Source organism: Paenibacillus sp. MAH-35 (genome assembly GCF_058135425.1).
The window spans coordinates 111695-132755 of the sequence record NZ_JBYUPU010000018.1 but is presented as its reverse complement, the minus strand read 5'-3'; the positions used below and the strand labels follow the sequence as shown (position 1 = coordinate 132755).

The 21061-nt window shown below is 55.9% G+C and carries 16 protein-coding genes and 1 riboswitch; all 16 genes read left to right on the top strand.

Annotated features, from left to right (window positions below; genetic code table 11):
- Positions 1-787: 787 nt before the first annotated feature.
- A complete protein-coding gene (locus AC3Y2E_RS19715) occupies positions 788-1591 on the top strand; it encodes an alpha/beta hydrolase (RefSeq protein WP_379213326.1) in 804 nt (267 codons plus the stop codon).
- Positions 1592-1968: 377 nt separating this feature from the next.
- Entirely contained in the window at positions 1969-3369 is a 1401-nt protein-coding gene (locus tag AC3Y2E_RS19710; protein WP_379213324.1) for an extracellular solute-binding protein, read from the top strand.
- 225 nt (positions 3370-3594) lie between these two features.
- Entirely contained in the window at positions 3595-5346 is a 1752-nt protein-coding gene (locus AC3Y2E_RS19705; protein WP_379213322.1) for a polysaccharide deacetylase family protein, read from the top strand.
- A 429-nt stretch (positions 5347-5775) separates the two neighbouring features.
- A complete protein-coding gene (locus AC3Y2E_RS19700; RefSeq protein ID WP_379213320.1) occupies positions 5776-6060 on the top strand; it encodes a hypothetical protein in 285 nt (94 codons plus the stop codon).
- 47 nt (positions 6061-6107) lie between these two features.
- Complete coding sequence (locus AC3Y2E_RS19695; protein ID WP_379213318.1) at positions 6108-7766, top strand: MutS-related protein; 1659 nt, start codon at positions 6108-6110, stop codon at positions 7764-7766.
- A gap of 563 nt (positions 7767-8329) precedes the next feature.
- Positions 8330-8431: riboswitch (purine riboswitch) on the top strand.
- 171 nt (positions 8432-8602) lie between these two features.
- Positions 8603-9100 carry a 5-(carboxyamino)imidazole ribonucleotide mutase gene (purE, locus tag AC3Y2E_RS19690; protein ID WP_332073446.1) on the top strand — a complete coding sequence of 166 codons (498 nt, stop codon included), beginning with the start codon at positions 8603-8605 and terminating at the stop codon, positions 9098-9100.
- The gene (gene purK / locus AC3Y2E_RS19685; RefSeq protein ID WP_379213314.1) at positions 9100-10257 is read left to right on the top strand and encodes a 5-(carboxyamino)imidazole ribonucleotide synthase; all 1158 of its coding nucleotides are present in this window, start codon (positions 9100-9102) and stop codon (positions 10255-10257) included. The genes purE and purK overlap by 1 nt, the downstream gene beginning before the upstream one ends.
- 60 nt (positions 10258-10317) lie before the next feature.
- Positions 10318-11613, top strand: coding sequence for an adenylosuccinate lyase (purB, locus tag AC3Y2E_RS19680; protein ID WP_379213312.1), 1296 nt, complete (start codon positions 10318-10320; stop codon positions 11611-11613).
- Between the two features lie 79 nt (positions 11614-11692).
- Positions 11693-12583 (top strand): phosphoribosylaminoimidazolesuccinocarboxamide synthase, encoded by an 891-nt coding sequence (locus tag AC3Y2E_RS19675; protein ID WP_379213310.1) that lies wholly within the window; start codon positions 11693-11695, stop codon positions 12581-12583.
- Positions 12584-12641: 58 nt separating this feature from the next.
- Positions 12642-12884 carry a phosphoribosylformylglycinamidine synthase subunit PurS gene (gene purS / locus AC3Y2E_RS19670; RefSeq protein ID WP_379213308.1) on the top strand — a complete coding sequence of 81 codons (243 nt, stop codon included), beginning with the start codon at positions 12642-12644 and terminating at the stop codon, positions 12882-12884.
- A 47-nt stretch (positions 12885-12931) separates the two neighbouring features.
- On the top strand, positions 12932-13624 hold the full coding sequence (purQ, locus tag AC3Y2E_RS19665) for a phosphoribosylformylglycinamidine synthase subunit PurQ (RefSeq protein ID WP_379213306.1): 693 nt from the start codon (positions 12932-12934) through the stop codon (positions 13622-13624).
- Positions 13602-15845 (top strand): phosphoribosylformylglycinamidine synthase subunit PurL, encoded by a 2244-nt coding sequence (gene purL, locus AC3Y2E_RS19660; protein ID WP_379213304.1) that lies wholly within the window; start codon positions 13602-13604, stop codon positions 15843-15845. Before purQ ends, purL begins: the two co-directional genes overlap by 23 nt.
- Positions 15830-17320, top strand: coding sequence for an amidophosphoribosyltransferase (purF, locus tag AC3Y2E_RS19655; protein ID WP_190932177.1), 1491 nt, complete (start codon positions 15830-15832; stop codon positions 17318-17320). The genes purL and purF overlap by 16 nt, the downstream gene beginning before the upstream one ends.
- 153 nt (positions 17321-17473) lie before the next feature.
- On the top strand, positions 17474-18514 hold the full coding sequence (gene purM / locus AC3Y2E_RS19650) for a phosphoribosylformylglycinamidine cyclo-ligase (protein WP_379213301.1): 1041 nt from the start codon (positions 17474-17476) through the stop codon (positions 18512-18514).
- Positions 18514-19128: a phosphoribosylglycinamide formyltransferase gene (gene purN, locus AC3Y2E_RS19645; protein ID WP_379213300.1), complete on the top strand. Its 615-nt coding sequence runs from the start codon at positions 18514-18516 to the stop codon at positions 19126-19128. Before purM ends, purN begins: the two co-directional genes overlap by 1 nt.
- A 730-nt stretch (positions 19129-19858) precedes the next feature.
- Entirely contained in the window at positions 19859-21034 is a 1176-nt protein-coding gene (locus AC3Y2E_RS19640) for a phosphoribosylaminoimidazolecarboxamide formyltransferase (protein ID WP_379213299.1), read from the top strand.
- Positions 21035-21061: the final 27 nt, after the last annotated feature.

Sequence of the window (21061 nt, the reverse complement as noted above, 5' to 3'; positions counted from 1 at the left end):
GCAGTCTTCTTGAGCTTTACAATGAACATCACCCCCAAAGGGGATAATCTTGGAGGAGCCGGATGCGATGACCCGCACGTCCGGATCTGTGAGAGGCCCATGCAATTGTGCATGGGCCTACTCGATTATGTACTGGAATGTTTAAGTTCTTTACTCTGGTAAAGTGTAAATGAGACTCCCTACTTGCCCGAACTTGCGTTGATCCGCGATTGCCCACGCCGCGTACTGGGAGCTGCACGCGGCCTAGTTCGATAAGAGCGGTTTGTACCGCTTATTTTTTCAAAATCTACGCTTGGTATGGTCATAAGAGCGGTTTGCAGCTGCTAAATCGCTCCAAAGTAACGGATTTCCTACAAAGTCGCTGAAATAAGAGGTAGAAACCGCTTCTACTCCGTGTAAATAAAGTATCGTTTACCTAATAAGAGGCTCAATAGCTCGTATTTCCCGGGTGAGGCTCGATAGACACCTTTGTGCCCGCGCGACTAGCGCCGAGAAGTAGTGACAAGCACCAGATGCAGCAAAGAGCAACGAGCAACGAGCGCGGCGGACCGGAAGAGGCGTGAAGTTCGGCAAGAAAACGCAAAATTTTTTACGGTTTTGGCAAGCTTTCGACGGGAAGAAGCTGTCGGTTTGCTCCCACTCCCCGTGTATCAGGATCGAGCTTGTCGACCTGATTTGTCTCTAAACAAGCCATACTATGCGTCATGCCCGTTTTTCCTAAATCGGGACGAGCCTGATATAATAAAACGTAGGAAGAACCAACTCGGAATTTGGAGCGTGATTGAAAATGCCTGTCCAGCCGGTTCCTTTTTTTTCGGGAGCTTTATATGCCAGAAAGTCGTGCTTTGTTTACTTGCCTTCGAGTTATGAGAGTACGGACCGGGAATATCCGGTGGTTTATCTGCTTCACGGCATGTACGGCAGCGAAAGCGACTGGCTGCTGAAGGGAAACGCGGAGGCTACGCTCAACCGGATGATGGAAGCCGGCGAGCTCGGAGAATGCATTGTTGTGTTCCCTAACGACGGAGGGTACGGCCAAGGTACGTTTTATATCGATTGGTATGACGGAACAGGGAATTTCGAGCAATATATATTGGACGATCTCGTACCGTTCATCGACGAAACGTTTCGGACGATCAAGGACAAGAAATACCGGTACGTCGGCGGACTGTCTATGGGAGGCTTCGGAGCATTCTCGCTCGCGCTGCGCAATCCGGACGTATTCGGGGCTGCGGCGAGCTTGTCCGGAGCGCTCGGTTCCCTCCGACTGATGCCCTACCCGAATTTCGCGCGATCCGAGTTTCCGCGGATGTTCGGTCCCCGGCACGGCGAACGGGTCCAAGCCCACGATCTGCTGCTGCTGACTGCCGCGCTGCAGACATCCGTAGAGCGCCCGCATTTGTATTTCGATTGCGGGAAAGAAGACTATTTGTACGAATACAACGCCGCCTTCAACCGGCATCTGGATGAGATCGGTTACCCGCACCTTTATACGGAATACTCGGGCGAGCATAATTGGGCTTACTGGACGGAGCATTTGCCGGATGCGCTGCGGTTTTTCGAAACGTGCCGAATAAAGGCGGGGCTGTAAGCTCGCGTGATGCATGATCAGGAAGGCTGCCTCGCGGAACGGGCGGCCTTTCTTGGTAATGCTGTATCGCAAAGGCTGCGGAGCAGATGTCGCGTTGCTGGACACGATTGCAAAAATTGATCATAATATATAAGTTGAACTAAATATCATCCACGGTTAAGCTGAATGTAGTGGAGAAAGAAATTAGCTTGAAAGCGAGTTTTGGCTTTGGGTGTCATCCGACCGAAGGCCAATCCAATCCGAGACACTCAAAACAAGATGTCTGAAGCTTCAAGCAATTTTTTTTGCAATGAAATGGACTTCAAACTTTAGGTCAACTTATATAGAAACGATATGGCATTATTCAACTTTAACTATCCGGTAATGGAGGATTTCCTTTGACTAACGGGGTCCGGAGAACGACGTTCAGGGAGCGCTACGCCTATCTTCTCGACCATATACGAACGAAAATTTCGTCCGGCGAATGGCCGCCCGGTCAATATATTCCGGCGGAAAACGAACTGGCCCGGCTGTTCCAGCTGAGCCGTCCTTCCGTCCGAAAAGTATTAACCCAGCTCTCGGAAGAGGGACTTATCCATACGATGCACGGCAAAGGCTCGATCGTAACCGAATCGGAGCCTGCTTGCACTTATTTAAATTTATTTTGGGGCGTGCCGTCCTTCGAGTTTGAGACGGTTAACGAAATTGTCACCCGGTTTAATCAGGCGAATCCGTTCGTGAAGGTGGAGATCACGCAGGTCCCCCGGGAAACGATTCTGTCGGCGACGCAGGAAGGATCGTTTATGGGACGGGTGAAGCCGGACCTCGTCGGATTGCCGAATACGATGTTTTTTCAAATATCGGACGGCGAACCGGACAAACTGCTGAAGCCGATCACCCTCGAAGACCCGGACGATTTTTACGAAGCGTACAGACGAGCCTTCACGCATGAAGGCAAACTGTGGGCCGCCCCGATCATGTTCGCTCCGATCATTCTCGCTTACAACAAAACGATATTCGACCGGCTCGGCTTGTCGTATCCGGACGAGACCTGGACATGGGACGAGCTGCTGCAAGCGTCGCAAGCTCTAACCGAATACGACGGCGGGCAGGCGGAGCGGTACGGCTTCAGTTTTACGGCGTCGGCGAACCGTTGGCCTTTGTTCGTTTTGCAGAACGGGGGAGCTTTCGTGGAAGGCAAGCAGTTGCTGCCCGAGGACAGCCGTACTTGGGAGGCGCTGCAGTTTTCCGCCGATCTGATGTACAAGTATCAAGTGTCGCCGATCTATTCGACCGGACATGCGAAGACAGGAGAAGGATTGTTTTTGCGGGAGAAGGTCGGAATGATTCTGACGTCCTACACGTTTATGGAGCAGTTCCGGGATATCGACTTCGAGTGGGACTTCGTGCCGTTTCCGGGCAAAGTGGCGGACGCGGGGCTGGGAATCTGCTCCGGGATCGGCATCAGCTCGCATTGTACATCGGTACATGCGGCGGAGCAGTTTATCCGCTACGTCACTTCCGAAACGGCTCAAGCCGACATGAAGCACCGCGTATGCTCGATTCCCGCTCGAAGAAGCGTGGCCGAGTCCCGCGATTTTCCGCATTATCCGCTTGCCGGGAAAAGATATTATTCGTTTCAGAGCATAACGGAGCGTGCGCAGACGATCAAAGACTTCGGACTGACCTACAAGCAATTTATGGATCTCGATAATGAACTCGGGCTGCTATGGGCGAATGTGGAATCGGTGCAAGATGTATGGAGAACGCTTCGAGGCAAGTGGAACGTGTACTCGTAAATAAGCGAAACAACGCAGCTGGGCAGCCGGTATCGGCGAATGGCTGCTTTTTTGCGTTTATGCCGGGTTGGCCGGGGACTGACTGGAAGGAGGCGGTTTAAGGCCGCCGGATCTAGTTTTTGGTATTCGCAAATACGCAAAGTTGGAGTTACCAATTGACGGTTACCGAGCAAAGTACTATGATGTAAATAAGTTGTAAACAACATAGTGAAACGGGTGATCGTTATGATACATGTAATCTGGAACGAGAAGCGTGCGAACGAGGTATGGGGACAAGGACGAGACGTTTACGAGTCGTATTGGCCGGAGATGTTGAGGCAGGCGGGACTCGCTTACGAGACATGGACGCCTGAATCGTGGCTCAGCAAGCAGCCGGACGGGGTGACGATCGTAACCGGTCTGGACGATTCGGCGGATTGGCCGGTTGTTTTTCAGGCGTACTGCGCTCGGGGCAACGCGCTGCTGGCTGTCGGGGGAACGCACGGTCTGGACGATGTTCTGGGTGTGAAGAACGTACGCGATATTCATGAAGGATGGATCGACTGGAACGGGGCGGCTTTGGCAGACGGCCTGCACAGTTCATTCCACTTTTTCGGGTCGGCTCTGGTCCGACCTAACGATGGAACAGAAGCGCACGGAACGATTACGCTCCGCAACGGAACGGACACGGCGCATCCCGCAGTTACGCTGAAGCCGGCCTCCAGCGGGACGGCCGCTCTGTTCGCCGTTGATCTGGCTCGGACGTTCCGGCTCATTCAGCAGGGCGATACGGTCGTGAAGGACGGAGTCCCTGCCGATGACGGAAGCGGAGCGATCGACGACGACATTTTGAAGGCGGACGACAGTATTGTGCTGGACTGGAAAAGAGACCGCGACTCGTTAGAGGACGGCGTGCCCTTTTTCCTGCATCCGATCGTCGATGAGTTCCGGCTTGTGCTGTTAAGGCTCGTTCACCGGCTGCACGAGAAGACGTCGCGTACGTTCGCCCAGGTTTGGTTTTGGCCGGAAGGGGTGGAGGCGGTCGGACATATTTCCCACGATACGGACGGCAACCTGGTCGAAGCCGCGAACATGATGATGGACCGATTAAATGAAGCGGACGTGAAAACGAGCTGGTGTGTCATTATGCCCGGTTATCCGGAGGATGTGTACGAGCGGGTTCTTGCTGACGGTCATGAGATGGCGTTCCATTACAATGCTCTGCCGCAAGAAGGCTGTTATTGGGACGAAGGGCTGTTCAACGAGCAGTTGAGCCAACTGCAAAGCCAAATGGCTGGGATGGAGAACGGCGCCGAACGGATCTGGACGAACAAAAACCATTACTTGCGTTGGGAAGGCGACGTCCAGTTTTATAAATGGTGTGAAAAAGCCGGGATCGTCGTCGAGCAGAGCAAGGGCGGGACGAAGCAGGGCAATAAAGGATTTCTGGCCGGGACGTGTCACCCTTACTTGCCCGCCAGCGATGCAGCCGAGCATAACCGAATTATGAACGTATACAGCAATCCGACGCTTGCATGGGACCCCCCGGTACACCTTCGCTGCACTTACCCGGAGGCGAAAGCGCTTGTCGACCGGTCCAAGGATGTTTACGGAGTCGCGCATTTCTTGTATCACCCGGCTACCTTCAAGATGTATCCGGATGTCGGGCCGACCTTCGTCGAGCTGATTCGTTATGGCAAAGAGGCCGGTTTGCCTTGGTGGACGGCGCTGGAACTGTATAACTGGCTGGAACTGCGGAGAACGGTTGATGCACGCGTCGAAGCCGGCACGCTGCGGATTGCAGCGGGCAAAGCGTGTAAAGGGCTGACGGTGCTTCTGTCGGAAGGAAGCCTGTCAACGGATACGGCGGCTTCGCCCGGAGTGCGAAGCGTCAAGCCGGTCGAACGATTCGGAATCCGTCTGCAGGAGCTCGTGCTCGACGTGGAGCAGGGGGAGACGCTGATCGCGTTGCAGGGGGCAGTCGGAGCGGCCGGGTAAGCGGTTATTCATCCGTTCCTCGCCGTCGGCGGGGGCGGACCCGAATCTGCATCTGGACTTATATGTAAAAAGGAAGGAAAAGGGCGGCCTTCGGTCGTTCTTTTTCTTCTTATTAAGAAGCGGCACCCCCCTTCCCGGATCAGACGGCTTCGGTAGCGCGGTGAGTATTGTTCCAACGGTTGCATAACGAACGATCGGCAGCTTTTCCGGATAAGAAAAAGATCCCGGCTGCTTCCTGCTCGCAGCATCTATTTTTGCAGTCCTATGATATAATAAAAATGGTAAATGCAGGGTGGGCGCGTCTGTTGCGGTATGGCGTGCTCATAACTTCCAGGCGAGGGAACGAGAGGAGGAAATCCAATCATAAACGGACCTCGAACCAGGCGACAGGCCATCCTGTACTCGTTCTTATCCATTCCGGATGAACCGATGCTGATTCATCCTCCCCGGCTTCGGCTGCTGCTTCGCTTATGGTTGCTTCTCGTGTATTTGTCCTTTCTTGTAATCGCCTCCAATGGCATCTTTATGTTCGTTACCGTGCCTTTTTCCGTTGTATTTGTGCATCATTATTATTTGCTCTCCAAAAGGTGGGGGCTGCACCGGTATTCGAAGAAGCTGCTGCATTCCATTACTTTTGCGGTATGGCTCGTTACGTTGGTGTTTGTGGAGCAGGCGAGGGACGGGATTATGCAGTTGCTATGGTTATATTTCTAGGAAACGGCGTCGCCTCGGATTGCCATTAGGGAGGGAGGTTGTATACCATGTCCATACCAGAGGAAATCAGTCTGCTCTATCCGCCGGGGGTTACCGAGCATAACGCCGGGCAGTTTCCAATGGACTCTGCGGTTGTAGGGGCGCTTGCGGCGGAGGCTGTATTCGCGGCAATGCGAAGCGTGTTCAAATTTAAACCGAATCAGAGTCATCCTGTCGTATACGGCACGGATCGGCTTGAGGTGATTCAATACAGGCTGGATGTCGTCGAGGATCTGATGGAGAACGAGCAGCTGTATCTGATGCTCCGGTCGCTTCACCCGGAACTTGAGGATATGAGAGAATTGTACACGGCCGACAAAGGCGGTGAGGCGGATACGGTCGCTTCGCTGAGCAGCGTTTCGGAAATCGAGGTGTACACGGAACTGATCGGGAAATTATACGTTTTTTTCCAGCAGGATTCGGTCGTTCTGCGCTCGGACGGCATGAAGCGGTTTAAGGCCGCCATCCGCGATATTCACGAAAGCGAAACGTTTCGGCGGCTGAAGGCGGAATATGCGAAGATCAACTCGCGCATCCGGGATATTAAAAGTATTACCGTGGGCATTAATCTCGATACGAAATTCAATCCGGTCGAGGCGGGGATTGTCGATGTGCATACCGAACGTTTTCAATCCGGCAACATTATCGATAAAATGCTGCGGATGGAATTCCGCGACAATGGCTACAACTGTCTGGCTCCGCTTGAAGTGGTCGGCAAGGGGCTGTCGCCGGACCGGGCTGCCGGTTTTCGGGCGGCTGTCAACAGTTCGCTCCAAATGGTGATGAAATCGACGCTTCGAAGCTGGAAGCCGGCTATCCGGGCGTACACGTCGGCACATTCCAAGTTTCTGTACCGGCTGGCGGACGAGATCCGGTTTCTTGTCGGAGGCGTATCGCTGCTTCGTCAGCTGGTCGCGGCGGGAGTGCCGGTATGCAAGCCGCAGGCGGTACCGAAAGAACAGCGGGCGTTTACGATGAATGGTCTGTATAACCCGGTTATTGCGCTGAACCGGGAGCGTACGCCAGACGAAGCGGCCGGCGTTAGTCCGGTGGTGCTGAATTCGATCCAATTTGACGAGAACGGCATGATATATATCGTTACCGGTCCCAATCAAGGAGGGAAGACCGTATTTGTGCAGGCGGTCGGCATCGCTCAAATGCTGTTTCAGCTCGGTTTGTTCGTGCCCGCGTATTCGGCGGTGATGAGCCCGGTCGATGCGATCTATACTCATTTTCCGGAAGACAGCGACCGGCGTTCGACCGGCAGGTTCGGGGACGAGTGCCAGCGGCTGATGCGCATCTTCGAGAAGCTGACCCCGCACAGTCTCGTCTTGATGGATGAGACGTTCTCCAGTACGAGCGCCGCGGAAGCCACTTACATCGCCGAGCAGGTACTGCTCGGGCTGAGGGCTTCGGGAAGCCGCGTCCTGTTCTGTACGCATCTGCACGATCTGGCCAAAAGCATCGACGAGCTTAACGGTCGTGCGGGTTATGCAGGCAGCCGGATCGACAGCCTGACGGCGGAGCTGGACACGGAGCAGGCGGAAAGCGGAGTCCGCAGCTACAAAATCACCCGTTCGCGCCCGGAAGGCAGCAGTTACGCGAGGCATATCGCCCAGAAGTACGGATTAACGCTGGAAAATTTGATCGGATCGCTGGCCCGGTAACCCGGGCTTTTTTGGTGATCAGAAAGTTTATGTTCTTCACCGCATTAAAACGAAGATGAGCCGGAATGTAAGCTAAACTATACTCTAACGGACATGGTGGAGGCTATTTCGCTAAAAAACAGTTTTTTTAATGTGTAACGGTCACCATAGCGCTTATTTACTCCGAATCACCTCTAAAAGTAACATTTCTCACCAAATAGTTGCATTCATGTCCGGTAGATATCAATCGATCGAAATTCACCGTAATAAAGGCTGCTGTGTCCGTCAGAGTTTTTGTTCCTATACACCGTTCACGACTTCCGCTCCCAACGTAGCCGATCCGTACGATATCGCTGTTCCCGCCGCTGATTATAGAGATAAATCCGTCCCGGCAGGTTGGTTTTCCACCACCTGGAATAAACTGTTTGTAAGCGTTTTATTTTCTAAATGAACGCAACTTTTGTCGACATATCGGTTTTGCAGGATCAAATACGAACTTTACAACAATATGGACATAAAAATGTTCGCCTTTTAAGTTGACATGGCCATGTTAACATTGATAAACTAAACATGCAGATTCAAACACAAAATAAAACAACGATTCTCGTATAAAGCCGGGGATATGGCCTGGAAGTTTCTACCCAAAAACCATAAATTTTTGGACTACGAGTGAGCTGAAAGCGGAATGGGACGCCCTCCGCGGCGGTCTGACATTCCCTTTTTCGCTTCCGACCGGAAGCGGCTTTTCTTACAAAGCTTACGTCCATAGGCAGGCGCGGACAACCGTCTGCTCCTTGGGCTTTTTTCATTTCCGGACCTGTCGGGCCGGCGACTCCAAAACGAAAGAAGGTTGGGACATGACGGCGAAGGTTGGCGTCATAATGGGAAGCAACTCGGATTGGGAAACGATGAAGCACGCTTGCGACATTCTGGATGAGTTGAAGGTGCCTTATGAAAAAAAGGTGGTGTCCGCACACCGGACGCCGGATCTGATGTTCGAATACGCCGTATCGGCCCGAGAGCGCGGTCTCCAGGTCATTATCGCCGGTGCCGGCGGAGCTGCTCATCTGCCCGGCATGGTCGCTTCGAAGACCGAGCTGCCGGTAATCGGCGTGCCGGTGAAGTCGTCCAACCTGAACGGTCTGGACTCGCTGCTGTCGATCGTCCAGATGCCAGGCGGCGTACCGGTAGCGACGGTGGCGATCGGCAAAGCCGGCGCGACCAATGCGGGACTGCTCGCCGCGCAAATTCTCGGCCTTAGCGATCCGGATCTGATGGACCGGTTCCTGAACCGCCGCGAAGAATTGCGCCAGCACGTGCTGAAGATGAGCGAGACGCTGGGAGAGGACGCGTAATGAGCGGAACGGGCGAACAAGTCATTAAGCCGGGAAGCACGATCGGCGTGCTCGGCGGCGGCCAGCTCGGACGTATGCTGGCTCTGGCCGGCCGGGCGATGGGTTACCGGTTCGCGACGCTGGATCCGACGCCGGATTCGCCGTGCGGACAAGTGGCCGACCAGATCGTCGCGCCTTACCACGACGCGGAAGCGGCCAGGAAGCTGGCCGGCATGTCCGATGTAATCACGTACGAATTCGAGAACGTAGATGCCGGAGTAGCCACAATGCTGATGAGCGAGTCCTACGTGCCGCAAGGCAGCGAGCTGCTCTACACGACGCAGCACCGGCTCCGCGAGAAGCGCGCGATTGAGGCGGCGGGCGTCAAAGTTGCGCCGTACCGGGAAATTCGCAGCGAGGACGAGCTTCGTGAAGCGGTGCAGGCTTTCGGTACGCCCTGCGTGCTGAAGACGGCCACCGGAGGCTACGACGGCAAGGGACAATGGGTGATCCGGTCCGAGGACGAGATCGGAGAAGCGTACGAGACGTTAAGCCGGGCGAAGACGGAGCTTGTCCTCGAACAGTTCATCCGCTTCGAGAAGGAAATATCGGTTATCGCTGCGCGAAGCCCTCGCGGTGAAGTCCGGGCGTTTCCGGCAGCCGAAAATATTCACGTCGATAATATTTTGCACTTGTCGATCGTTCCGGCGCGGGCGCCGGCCGAGGTGCTGGAGCAAGCGGAGCGGATGGCCGTCAGGATCGCGGAATCGCTTGGAGCGATCGGCCTGCTGGCCGTCGAGATGTTCCTGACGCGTGACGGAGAGCTGTTCGTGAACGAGCTGGCGCCGCGGCCGCACAATTCCGGCCACTATACGATGGACGCCTGCCGGACCTCACAGTTCGAGCAGCATGTCCGGGCGGTGTGCAACCTGCCGCTAGGTCCGGGCGAGCTGCTGACGCCGGTCGTCATGGCGAACCTTTTAGGCGAGCATGTCGCACCGCTCCTCGAATGGATGGGAGACGAAGCCGGCTTGCCGGAAGGCGTCGCCGCCAAGGTGCATCTGTACGGCAAGCATGAAGCGAAGGCCAAACGCAAGATGGGCCACGTCAACCTGCTCACGGACGACGTGAACAAAGCGATTGCCTGGGTGGAACAGTCCCCGATCTGGAAAAGCTAAATGAGAGAAATGATTGACCCCATAAATGAATTTATTCGACGGTAACGGAGGTTTTCTACGATGCTGCAACGGTACAGCCGGCCGGAAATGGCCGCGATCTGGACGGAAGAAAACAAATTCAAAGCTTGGCTCGAAGTTGAGATTCTTTCCTGCGAAGCGTGGTCGGAGCTCGGAATCATTCCGAAGGAAGACGTGAAGGTGCTTCGCGAGAAAGCCAGCTTCAACATCGACCGCATCTACGAGATCGAGGAAGAAACCCGCCACGACGTTATCGCCTTCACCCGCGCCGTCTCCGAGACACTCGGACCGGAGCGGAAATGGGTCCATTACGGCCTGACCTCGACCGATGTCGTCGACACGGCGCTCGGCTATTTGCTGCGGCAGGCGAACGAGATTATCGAGCAGGACCTGATCCGTTTCATCGACATTTTGAAGGAAAAAGCGGTTCAGTATAAAAGCACGCCGATGATGGGACGGACGCACGGCGTTCATGCCGAGCCGACGACGTTCGGCCTCAAGATGGCGCTGTGGTATGAAGAGATGAAGCGCAACCTGGAGCGGTTCCGCACGGCGGCGGACGACGTCCAATTCGGCAAAATGTCCGGAGCGGTCGGCACTTACGCCAACATCGACCCGTTCATCGAGCAATACGTATGCAGCAAGCTTGGCACGAAGGCGGCGCCGATCTCGACCCAGACGCTGCAGCGCGACCGTCACGCGAGCTATATCGCGGCCATCGCTCTGATCGCCACTTCGCTCGACAAGTTCGCCACGGAGATCCGCGCATTGCAGAAGAGCGAATTCCGCGAGGTCGAGGAACCGTTCGGCAAAGGCCAAAAAGGCTCGTCGGCAATGCCGCACAAGCGCAATCCGATCGGCTGCGAGAGTATCTCCGGCCTGGCGCGCGTTATCCGCGGCCATATGCTTTCCGCCTACGAGAACGTACCGCTCTGGCATGAGCGCGACATCTCCCACTCGTCGGTCGAGCGGATCATTTTGCCGGATTCGACGATTCTGATCAACTACATGCTGAACCGGCTCGGCAATATCATCAAGAACCTGACCGTGTTCCCGGACAACATGCTGCGCAACATGAAGCGCACGTACGACGTACCGTTCTCCGGACGCGTGATGACGAAGCTGATCGACAAAGGCTTCAGCCGCGAGCAGGCTTACGATACCGTTCAGCCGAAGGCGATGCAGGCTTGGGAAGAGCAGCGCTCGTTCCGCGAGATCGTCGAGAGCGACGCAGCGATTCGCGATCAGCTGACGCTGGAGGAGATTGCCGACTGCTTCGATCCGAGCTGGCACCTGAAGCACGTCGATACGATTTTCAGCCGTTTGGGCCTTGCCTGAGCCGAACGGAAGACGTTTTGCAAACAACCAACAAACCGGGCCGGACAGCCCTTCCTACTATGAAAAGGAGGCCATCGCCTTGAGTACAACGACGGCGATCTCGACCGCTGCGGACTATGTGAACGCACCGCTTTTGTATAAAGGAAAAGTACGGGAGATATACGATCTCGGGGAGCACTTCCTGATCGTCGTAACCGACCGGATCTCCGCTTTTGACTACGTGCTCAGCCCGGCCGTGCCGGACAAAGGCAATGTGCTCAACCGGATAAGCAAATTTTGGTTCGAGAAAACCGCCGATTTGATGCCGAATCACGTGATCCACACCGATCTGGTGAAGCTGCCGCAAGGGCTGATCCGGGACAACGATAAGATGAAGCACCGGTTCATGGTCACGAAGAAGGCGGAGCGGATCGATATCGAATGCGTCGTCCGCGGCTATATTACCGGCGGCGGGTGGAGACAATACCAGAAAACGGGTGAGATTAACGGCATCAAGCTTCCGGAAGGCATGCGCAAAAACGAGAAGTTCCCGCAGCCGATCTTTACCCCCGCAGCCAAAAACGACGTCGGTCACGACGAGGACATCTCCTTTGAGCGAATGGAAGAGCTGGTCGGCAAGGATATTGCCGCCGAACTGCGCGACAAAAGCCTGAAGCTGTACGAATTCGCGCATGCTTACTGTGCGGAGCGCGGAATCGTGCTGGCCGATACGAAGTTTGAATTCGGCATCGTGGACGGCAAGGTCATCCTGATCGACGAAGTGTTCACCCCGGATTCCTCGCGGTTCTGGGCTAAAGAAAATTATGAGCTCGACATCGAGATCGACAGCATGGACAAAGAACCGGTGCGTACGTACCTCGCGGGATCGGGCTGGGACAAAAACAGCGAGCCGGACCCGCTTCCGGATTCGGTCGTATCCGAAACATCCCGGCGGTACCGCGACATTTTGAACCGCTTGACGGGACAATAATGAGCAACTGTTACGAAATCATGATTATAACGACCGATTATCTGAGGAGGAACTTCCCATGATTAAAGCAACCGTCTACGTAACGATCAAGCAAAACGTATTGGACCCGCAAGGCAGCGCCGTGCAAGGCGCCCTGCACTCGATGGGCTTCGCGGAAGTAGGCAAAGTGCGCATCGGCAAATATATGGAGATGGAGCTGGACACGACCGACCGTTCGGAAGCGGAGTCCCGCGTGAAAGCGATGTGCGAGAAGCTGCTCGCTAATACCGTTATCGAAGATTACCGTTTCGAATTGCACTGATTGTTAAAGCGAATCCCATTACCAGCATTTGAGGAGGCATCCAGCCCATGAATTTTGCGGTTCTTGTGTTCCCCGGGTCGAACTGCGACATTGACTGCTTCAAGGCGGTTGAGCAGACGATCGGCCAACCGGTCGATTATGTCTGGCATACGACGACGGACCTGTCCAAATACGACGCCATTCTGGTTCCCGGCGGTTTCTCGTACGGCGATTACTTGCGCTGCGGCGCGATTTCCCGGTTTGCCCCGGTTATGAACGAAGTTGTCAAAGCGGCGGAGCAAGGCAAATTCGTCCTCGGCATCTGCAACGGCTTCCAGATTCTGCTCGAATCCGGACTGCTGCCGGGCGCGATGCTGCGCAACAAGTCGCTTAAGTTTCGCTGTCATCCGGCAACGCTTCGCGTGGAGAACAATGCGAATCCGTTCACGACGCAATATGCGGCGGGCGAGCTGATCAACATCCCGATCGCGCACGGCGAAGGCAACTATTACTGCGACGAGGCGACGCTGGCTGAGCTGAAAGCGAACAACCAGATCGTGTTTCGTTATCACGGCGAAAACCCGAACGGTTCGGTGGACGACATCGCCGGGATCAGCAACAAAGAAGGCAACGTAGTCGGCATGATGCCGCATCCGGAGCGCGCAGTCGATCAACTGCTCGGCTCGGAGGACGGCAAACGGATGTTTACGTCGATCTTGAACGCATGGAGGGAGAAACATGGCGCAGCAATTGTCCGTTAAGGAGCCTACGGCTGAACAGATTGCAGAGCAAAAAATATATAAGCAAATGGGCGTTACCGATTCGGAATACGACCTCATTTGCGGATTTCTCGGACGCAAGCCGAATTATGTAGAGATCGGCGTATTCAGCGTCATGTGGTCGGAGCACTGCTCGTACAAAAACTCCAAGCCGATTCTGAAAAAGTTCCCGATCACCGGGCCGCGCGTCCTGATGGGACCGGGCGAAGGAGCGGGCATCGTCGACATCGGCGACAATCAGGCGGTCGTGTTCAAAATCGAAAGCCACAACCACCCTTCCGCAATCGAACCTTACCAAGGCGCAGCTACGGGCGTGGGCGGCATTATCCGCGATATTTTCTCGATGGGCGCGCGTCCGGTGGCGCTGCTGAACTCGCTGCGTTTCGGTTCGCTGAAAAACGACCGGGTCAAATATTTGTTCGAGCACGTCGTATCCGGCATCGCAGGCTACGGTAACTGTATCGGCATCCCGACGGTCGCAGGCGAAGTGATGTTTGACGAAAGCTACGAAGGCAACCCGCTCGTGAACGCGATGTGCGTGGGCCTGATCGATCACGATAAGATTCAAAAGGGCGTTGCGCAGGGCGTAGGCAACCCGGTATTTTATGTCGGTCCGGCGACCGGCCGCGACGGCATTCACGGTGCGACCTTCGCATCCGAGGAGCTGACCGAGGAGTCGGAAGCGAAACGTCCGGCGGTTCAAGTCGGTGATCCGTTCATGGAGAAGCTGGTGCTTGAGGCGACGCTCGAATTGATCAACTCCGGTATCGTCGTCGGTATTCAGGATATGGGCGCGGCCGGTCTCACCTGCTCCAGCTCGGAGATGGCGAGCAAGGCGGGCAACGGCATGGAGCTGTACCTCGACGAGGTGCCGCAGCGCGAAGAAGGCATGACGCCGTACGAGATGATGCTGTCGGAATCCCAGGAGCGGATGCTGTTCGTGGTGAAGCCGGAGCATGAGGCGCAAGCGACAGAAATTTTCGAGCGCTGGGGCCTGATCTGTGCGAAGGTCGGCAAAGTAACCGACGACGGACGTCTGAAGCTGTTCCATCAAGGCCAACTGGTCGGCGATATGCCGGTAAAAGCGCTCGTCGACGAGTGCCCGGTGTACAACAAGCCTTCCAAAGTGCCCGCTTACTACGAGCAGCAGGCTTCGGTCGATACGACTCGTTATGCAGAAGTAACGGATTTGACGGACGCCCTGAAGCAAGTGCTGGCTTCCCCGACGGTGGCAAGCAAGGAATGGGTATACAATCAATACGACCATATGGTTCGGACGAGCACATACGTGCGTCCCGGCTCGGACGCGGCGGTTGTCGGTGTGACCGGTACCCGCAAGGCGCTGGCGATGACAACGGACTGCAATGGACGCTACGTGTATCTCGATCCGGAAGTCGGCGGCGCGATCGCCGTAGCCGAAGCGGCGCGCAACATCGTCTGCTCGGGCGCGGAACCGCTCGCGATTACGGACAACCTGAACTTTGGCAGCCCGGAGAAGCCGGAAATTTTCTGGCAGCTGGAGAAAGCGGCCGACGGCATGTCGGAAGCTTGCCGCAAGCTGAACGCTCCGGTTATCGGCGGCAACGTCAGCTTGTACAACGAAAACGCAAAAGGCGCGATCTATCCGACGCCGGTTATCGGCATGGTAGGACTCGTTCACGACCTCGATCATATTACGACCCAAGGCTTCAAGAAGGAAGGCGACGTCATCCTGCTGCTCGGCGAGACGAAAGCGGAGCTGGGCGGAAGCGAATTCCAGAAAGTGCTGCACGGCGTTACGGAAGGACGCCCGCCGCAAATCGATCTCGACACCGAGAAAAAGTTGCTTGACGGCGTGCTCGGGGCGATCCAGAAAGGCCTCGTCGCTTCCGCTCACGACCTGTCGGAAGGCGGTCTGGCTGTCGCTCTGGCCGAATCGTGCATCAGCGGCGGCATCGGCGCCAAAGTCAGCGTAAGCTCCGAACTGCGGACCGACATCTCGCTGTTCAGCGAAAGCCAGTCCCGTATTCTGCTCAGCGCTTCGCCTGACCAAGCGGCCGAGCTTGAAGCGTCGCTCGTACAAGCCGGCGTGCCGGTTCAGAAGATCGGTACGGTTCAAGGCCAAAATTTGACGATTGAAGTCAATGCCAAGCAAGCCGTCCAGTCGCCTGTTGCTCAGCTGGAGAAGGTTTGGAAGGATGCGATCCCATGTTTGATGCAATAAAGTCGCCAGCCGGAACGCTTTGGACCGGGGACTTTTACAATGAAGGCATCAATCGCGAAAATCTGTTCGATAAATTGAAGGAAGAGTGCGGCGTCTTCGGGGTGTACGGTCACCCCGAAGCTTCTCATCTGTGCTATTACGGGCTGCACGCCCTCCAGCACAGAGGCCAGGAAAGCGCCGGCATCTGCACGACCGATGGAAGCCAGTTTCATTACCATCGCGACATGGGGCTCGTCAAGGAAGTATTCGACAACGACAAGCTCGTCTCGCTGCAAGGATTGAACGCGATCGCTCACGTGCGCTACTCCACAGCCGGCGAGAGCAAGCTGGCCAATGCCCAGCCGCTCGTGTTCAAGTACCGCGAAGGCGATCTCGCCGTCGCTACGAACGGCAACATCGTCAACGCTCCGGAGATTCGCTCCCGGCTCGAGCGTCAAGGCTCGATCTTTCAGACGTCGAGCGATACCGAGGTCGTGGCGCATCTGATCGCCCGTTCGAAGCATGACGATATTGTGGAAGCTGCGCGTGAATCGCTTACCAACTTGAACGGGGCGTATGCGTTTCTGTTCATGACCAACGACAAGCTGATCGCCGCGCGTGATCCGCATGGGCTGCGTCCATTCGTCCTCGGCAAGCTGGGAGATGCATGGGTGTTCGCTTCGGAGTCCTGCGCGTTCGACGCGATCGGTGCCGTCTATGTACGAGATATCGAGCCGGGCGAGTTGCTCATATTTGATGAGAACGGGATGAAGGAAGACCGGTTTGCCCCCGCCTCGAAGAGAGCCGTATGCGCGATGGAGTATATTTATTTTTCCCGGCCGGACAGCGATATCGACACGATCAACGTACACAGCGCCCGCAAGCGGATGGGACGCCAGCTGGCGATGGAAGCGTTCGTGGACGCCGACGTCGTAACCGGCGTACCGGACTCCAGCATCTCGGCGGCGATCGGATTTGCCGAGCAGACGGGGATTCCCTACGAGCTGGGCCTGATCAAAAACCGCTACACCGGCCGGACGTTTATCCAGCCGAGCCAGGAGCTGCGCGAGCAGGGTGTGAAGATGAAGCTGAGCGCGGTTCGCAAAGTCGTGGAAGGCAAACGCGTCGTCATGATCGACGATTCGATCGTACGCGGCACGACGTCGCTTCGCATCGTTAATCTGCTGCGCGAAGCGGGAGCGAAGGAAGTGCATGTGCGCATCAGCTCGCCTCCGTTCAAAAATCCGTGCTTCTACGGCATCGATACGCCGGACCGCAAGGAACTGATCGCCGCACAGAAGACGATCGAAGAGATTCGTATCGCGATCAACGCGGACTCGCTCCATTTCCTGAGCAAGGACGGGCTGATCGAGGCCGTCGGCAGACTGTCCGAGGCCGAAGGAGCCGGGCATTGCACCGCTTGCTTTGACAATATTTATCCGACCGATGTGCCGGATGTAGAGAATGCGGCCGCCGCTTGCGGTGGCTGCGACTGATAGATTTTACCAGCGCAGAAGGATCTGTGCTCAACCACCTACTACAATTTCAGAGCTAATCCTATGGGATGAAAAGACGTTGGCCGGCGGCCGGCTCTCCTTTTCAAGCCACATCTTTAGCTCTGAATTTGTAATATCAAGGAGTGAACGAACTTGTCGGAAGCGTATAAACAAGCAGGAGTGGACATCGCCGCGGGCAACGAAGCGGTCGTACGGATGAAGAAGCACGTCCAGAAGACGTTCCGTCCTGAGGTGCTTACCGAGCTCGGAGGTTTCGGCGCCTTGTTCGGCCTGAACAAGGACAAATATGAGGAGCCGGTGCTCGTATCTGGAACGGACGGAGTCGGCACGAAGCTGAAGATTGCTTTCGCGATGGATAAGCACGACACGATCGGCATCGATGCGGTGGCCATGTGCGTTAACGACGTTGTCGTACAAGGAGCGGAACCGCTGTTCTTCCTCGACTATCTGGCTTGCGACAAGGTCGTACCGGAAAAAATCGAAGCGATCGTCAAAGGAATCGCTGACGGCTGTCTGCAAGCCGGCTGCTCCCTGATCGGCGGCGAAACGGCGGAAATGCCGGGTATGTACTCGGAAGGCGAGTACGATATCGCGGGCTTCACGGTCGGTATCGTCGATAAGAAGAAAATCATCGACGGCTCGACGATCGCCCCGGGCGATGTCATCCTCGGCTTTGCTTCCAGCGGCGTGCACTCGAACGGCTTCTCGCTCGTCCGCAAGCTGCTGCTGCAGGACAAAGGGTACAGCCTTCAGGACGAAGTGGCTGAGCTTGGCGGCAAGCTGGGCGATACGCTGCTTGCGCCGACGAAAATTTATGTGAAACCGATTCTGGCGATGCTGGAGAAGGTGACGATCAAAGGCATGGCGCATATTACGGGCGGCGGGTTCCTCGAGAACATTCCGCGCGTTCTGCCGGAGGGCGTCAACGCTCAGATCGAATACGGCTCGTGGCCGATTCTTCCGATCTTCAAGCTGCTGCAGCAGTCGGGCAATGTGTCCAACAACGATATGTTCCGCACGTTTAATATGGGCATCGGCATGGTGCTGATCGTTCCGGCGGAGCAAGCGGACGAAGCGATCCGTCTGGCCGAGGAGAACGGAGAGAAGGCGTACCGTCTCGGTACCGTCACCCCGGGCGAGCAGATCGTGACGTTTAACGGAGCGGACGTGTAATGAGGCCGTTTCGCATCGCGATATTCGCTTCGGGAAGCGGTTCGAATTTCCAGGCGATCGTGGACGCCGTACAATCCGGGAAGCTCGATGTCGAAGTCGGGCTTCTCGTTTGCGATAAGCCGAATGCCAAAGTCGTCGAGCGGGCCGCGGCGGCCGGAGTCGACACCTTCGCGTTCCGTCCGAAGGAGTACCCCTCCAAGGAGGCGTATGAGGCGGCTATTGTGGAACGGTTGCAGAAGAAGGAGATCGATCTGGTCGTTCTCGCCGGGTATATGCGCATCATTACGGATACGCTGCTGAAGCCGTACGAAGGGCGGATCGTTAACATCCATCCTTCGCTGCTTCCTTCGTTCCCGGGACTTGATGCGATCGGTCAGGCTCTCGCTCACGGGGTCAAAGTAACCGGAGTTACCGTGCATTTCGTCGACGGAGGGATGGATACCGGCCCGATTATCGCCCAGCGCGCGGTAGAAGTGGCGGGCGGCGACGACGCCGATTCGCTCGCTTCCAAGATTCACCCGATCGAGCACGAGCTGTACCCGCATGTCATCCGCGCCATTCGCGAAGGCCGGGTGTTCGTCAGCGAAGACGGACGGCGGGTGCTGTGGAGCTGACGTGGCGGCATGCGGTAGCCGGCCATGCTGCTTCAGTCGCGCAAGCCGAGCTGCAAAGCCGTAGCTAAGCTGCACGCCATAGCTGTAGTCGCAGGTCCTGGTCACACGCCATAGCCAAACTGCACGTTATAGCCCAAGCTGCAAAGCCATAGCCATAGCTGCACGCCATAGCTATAGTTGCACGCCCTGGTCACATGCCATAGCTAAGCTGCACGTTATGACCCAAGCTGCACACCTTAGCTATAGCAAGCTACACACCCATAACCCTAGCTGCGCCGCTGGATGGCCAAACACACGAACGTTTACTGGTACTGTTATTTAAGCAAAGAAGCTGTTGCTCAAAATAAGAGTCTTTTGTACCTCTTAAAACGTCTCTCCCCGCCGAATTCAAGTAAATACGAGTCTTTTGGGACTCTTATTCCGACCCTGTTTTGCCCTAAAAGGCGTTATTGATCAAAATAAGAGCTGCAAACCACTCCTATTTGCTCGAGAGTTCACTTTATCCGGCAAATAACGGTCCCTAAAGACTCTTATTTAAGCGGGGAGCTGGGAAAGGCCCGAGCTTTCGTCGGTTATCTCCGGCCAACTCGGAGTCCGAAGCTGTAGCTATACGGAAGCCTTCTTCAACCGGGAAGCCGGACAAAGTCTGCTCCTTTCCAGGCTGCCACCAGGTATACAAGGCGGGAGAACGAGACGAGAGAGGCAATAAACTAATTAAGGATGGTCCACTATGCCAAATGAGATCCATTTGCGTTACGGGATGAACCCGCACCAGAAAGAAGCAAAGCTGTACGCCGAAGGCGGAGCCGAGCTGCCGATCAAAGTGCTGAACGGCGATCCGGGCTTTATTAACCTGCTCGACGCTTTGAACGCATTCCAGCTCGTACGCGAGCTTCGCCAGGCTACGGGCCTGCCGGCGGCCGCTTCGTTCAAGCACGTCAGCCCGGCCGGGGCGGCGGTGTATGCTCCGCTTAGCGACACGCTGAAAAAAGCGTACTTCGTAGACGGCCTGGAGTTGTCCGAACTCGCTACCGCTTATGCGCGCGCACGCGGAGCTGACCGGATGTCGTCCTTCGGCGACGCGGCCGCACTGAGCGACATCGTGGATGCGTCTACAGCTACCCTGCTGAAGCGCGAAGTGTCCGATCTTGTCGTAGCGCCGGGTTATACCGAGGAAGCGCTTGAGATTCTGAAAGCGAAAAAAGGCGGCAAATACCTCGTGCTGCAAATCGACGCCGACTATGTGGCCGACTCGATCGAGACCCGTACCCTGTTCGGCCTGAAAATGCAGCAACAGCGCAACGATGCCACGATCGACGCCTCGGCGTTCGACCATCTCGTAACCCGCAACAAGGATCTGACCGAGGAAGCGAAGCGGGATATGCTCGTAGCTCTTATTACTTTGAAATATACGCAGTCCAACTCGGTCTGTTACGCGCTCGACGGTCAGACGATCGGTATCGGAGCCGGACAACAGTCGCGGATTCACTGCACGCGTCTGGCCGGGGATAAAGCTGACCGTTGGTACCTCCGTCAGCATCCGACTGCGCTCGGCATGAAGTTCCGCCAAGGCTTGTCGCGCGCCGAGCAAAACAACGCCATTGACTTGTGGCTCGAGGACGAGCTGACCTCGTTCGAGCAGGCGAGCTGGGAAGCGTGCTTCGACGAAGTGCCTCAGCGCCTTACCCGCGAAGAGAAGCGCGAATGGCTGAAAGGGCTCACGAACGTCTCGTACGGTTCGGACGCATTCCTGCCGTTCCGCGACAACCTCGACCGCGCCAGCCGCAGCGGCGTCCGTTACGTCGTTCAGGCGGGAAGCTCAATGCGCGATGAGGAAGTCGTTCAGGCCGCCGACGATTACGGCATGGTCATGGCGTATTCCGGCGTTCGTTTGTTCCACCATTAATCGTTAACCACGGAAGGGAGCACGCAT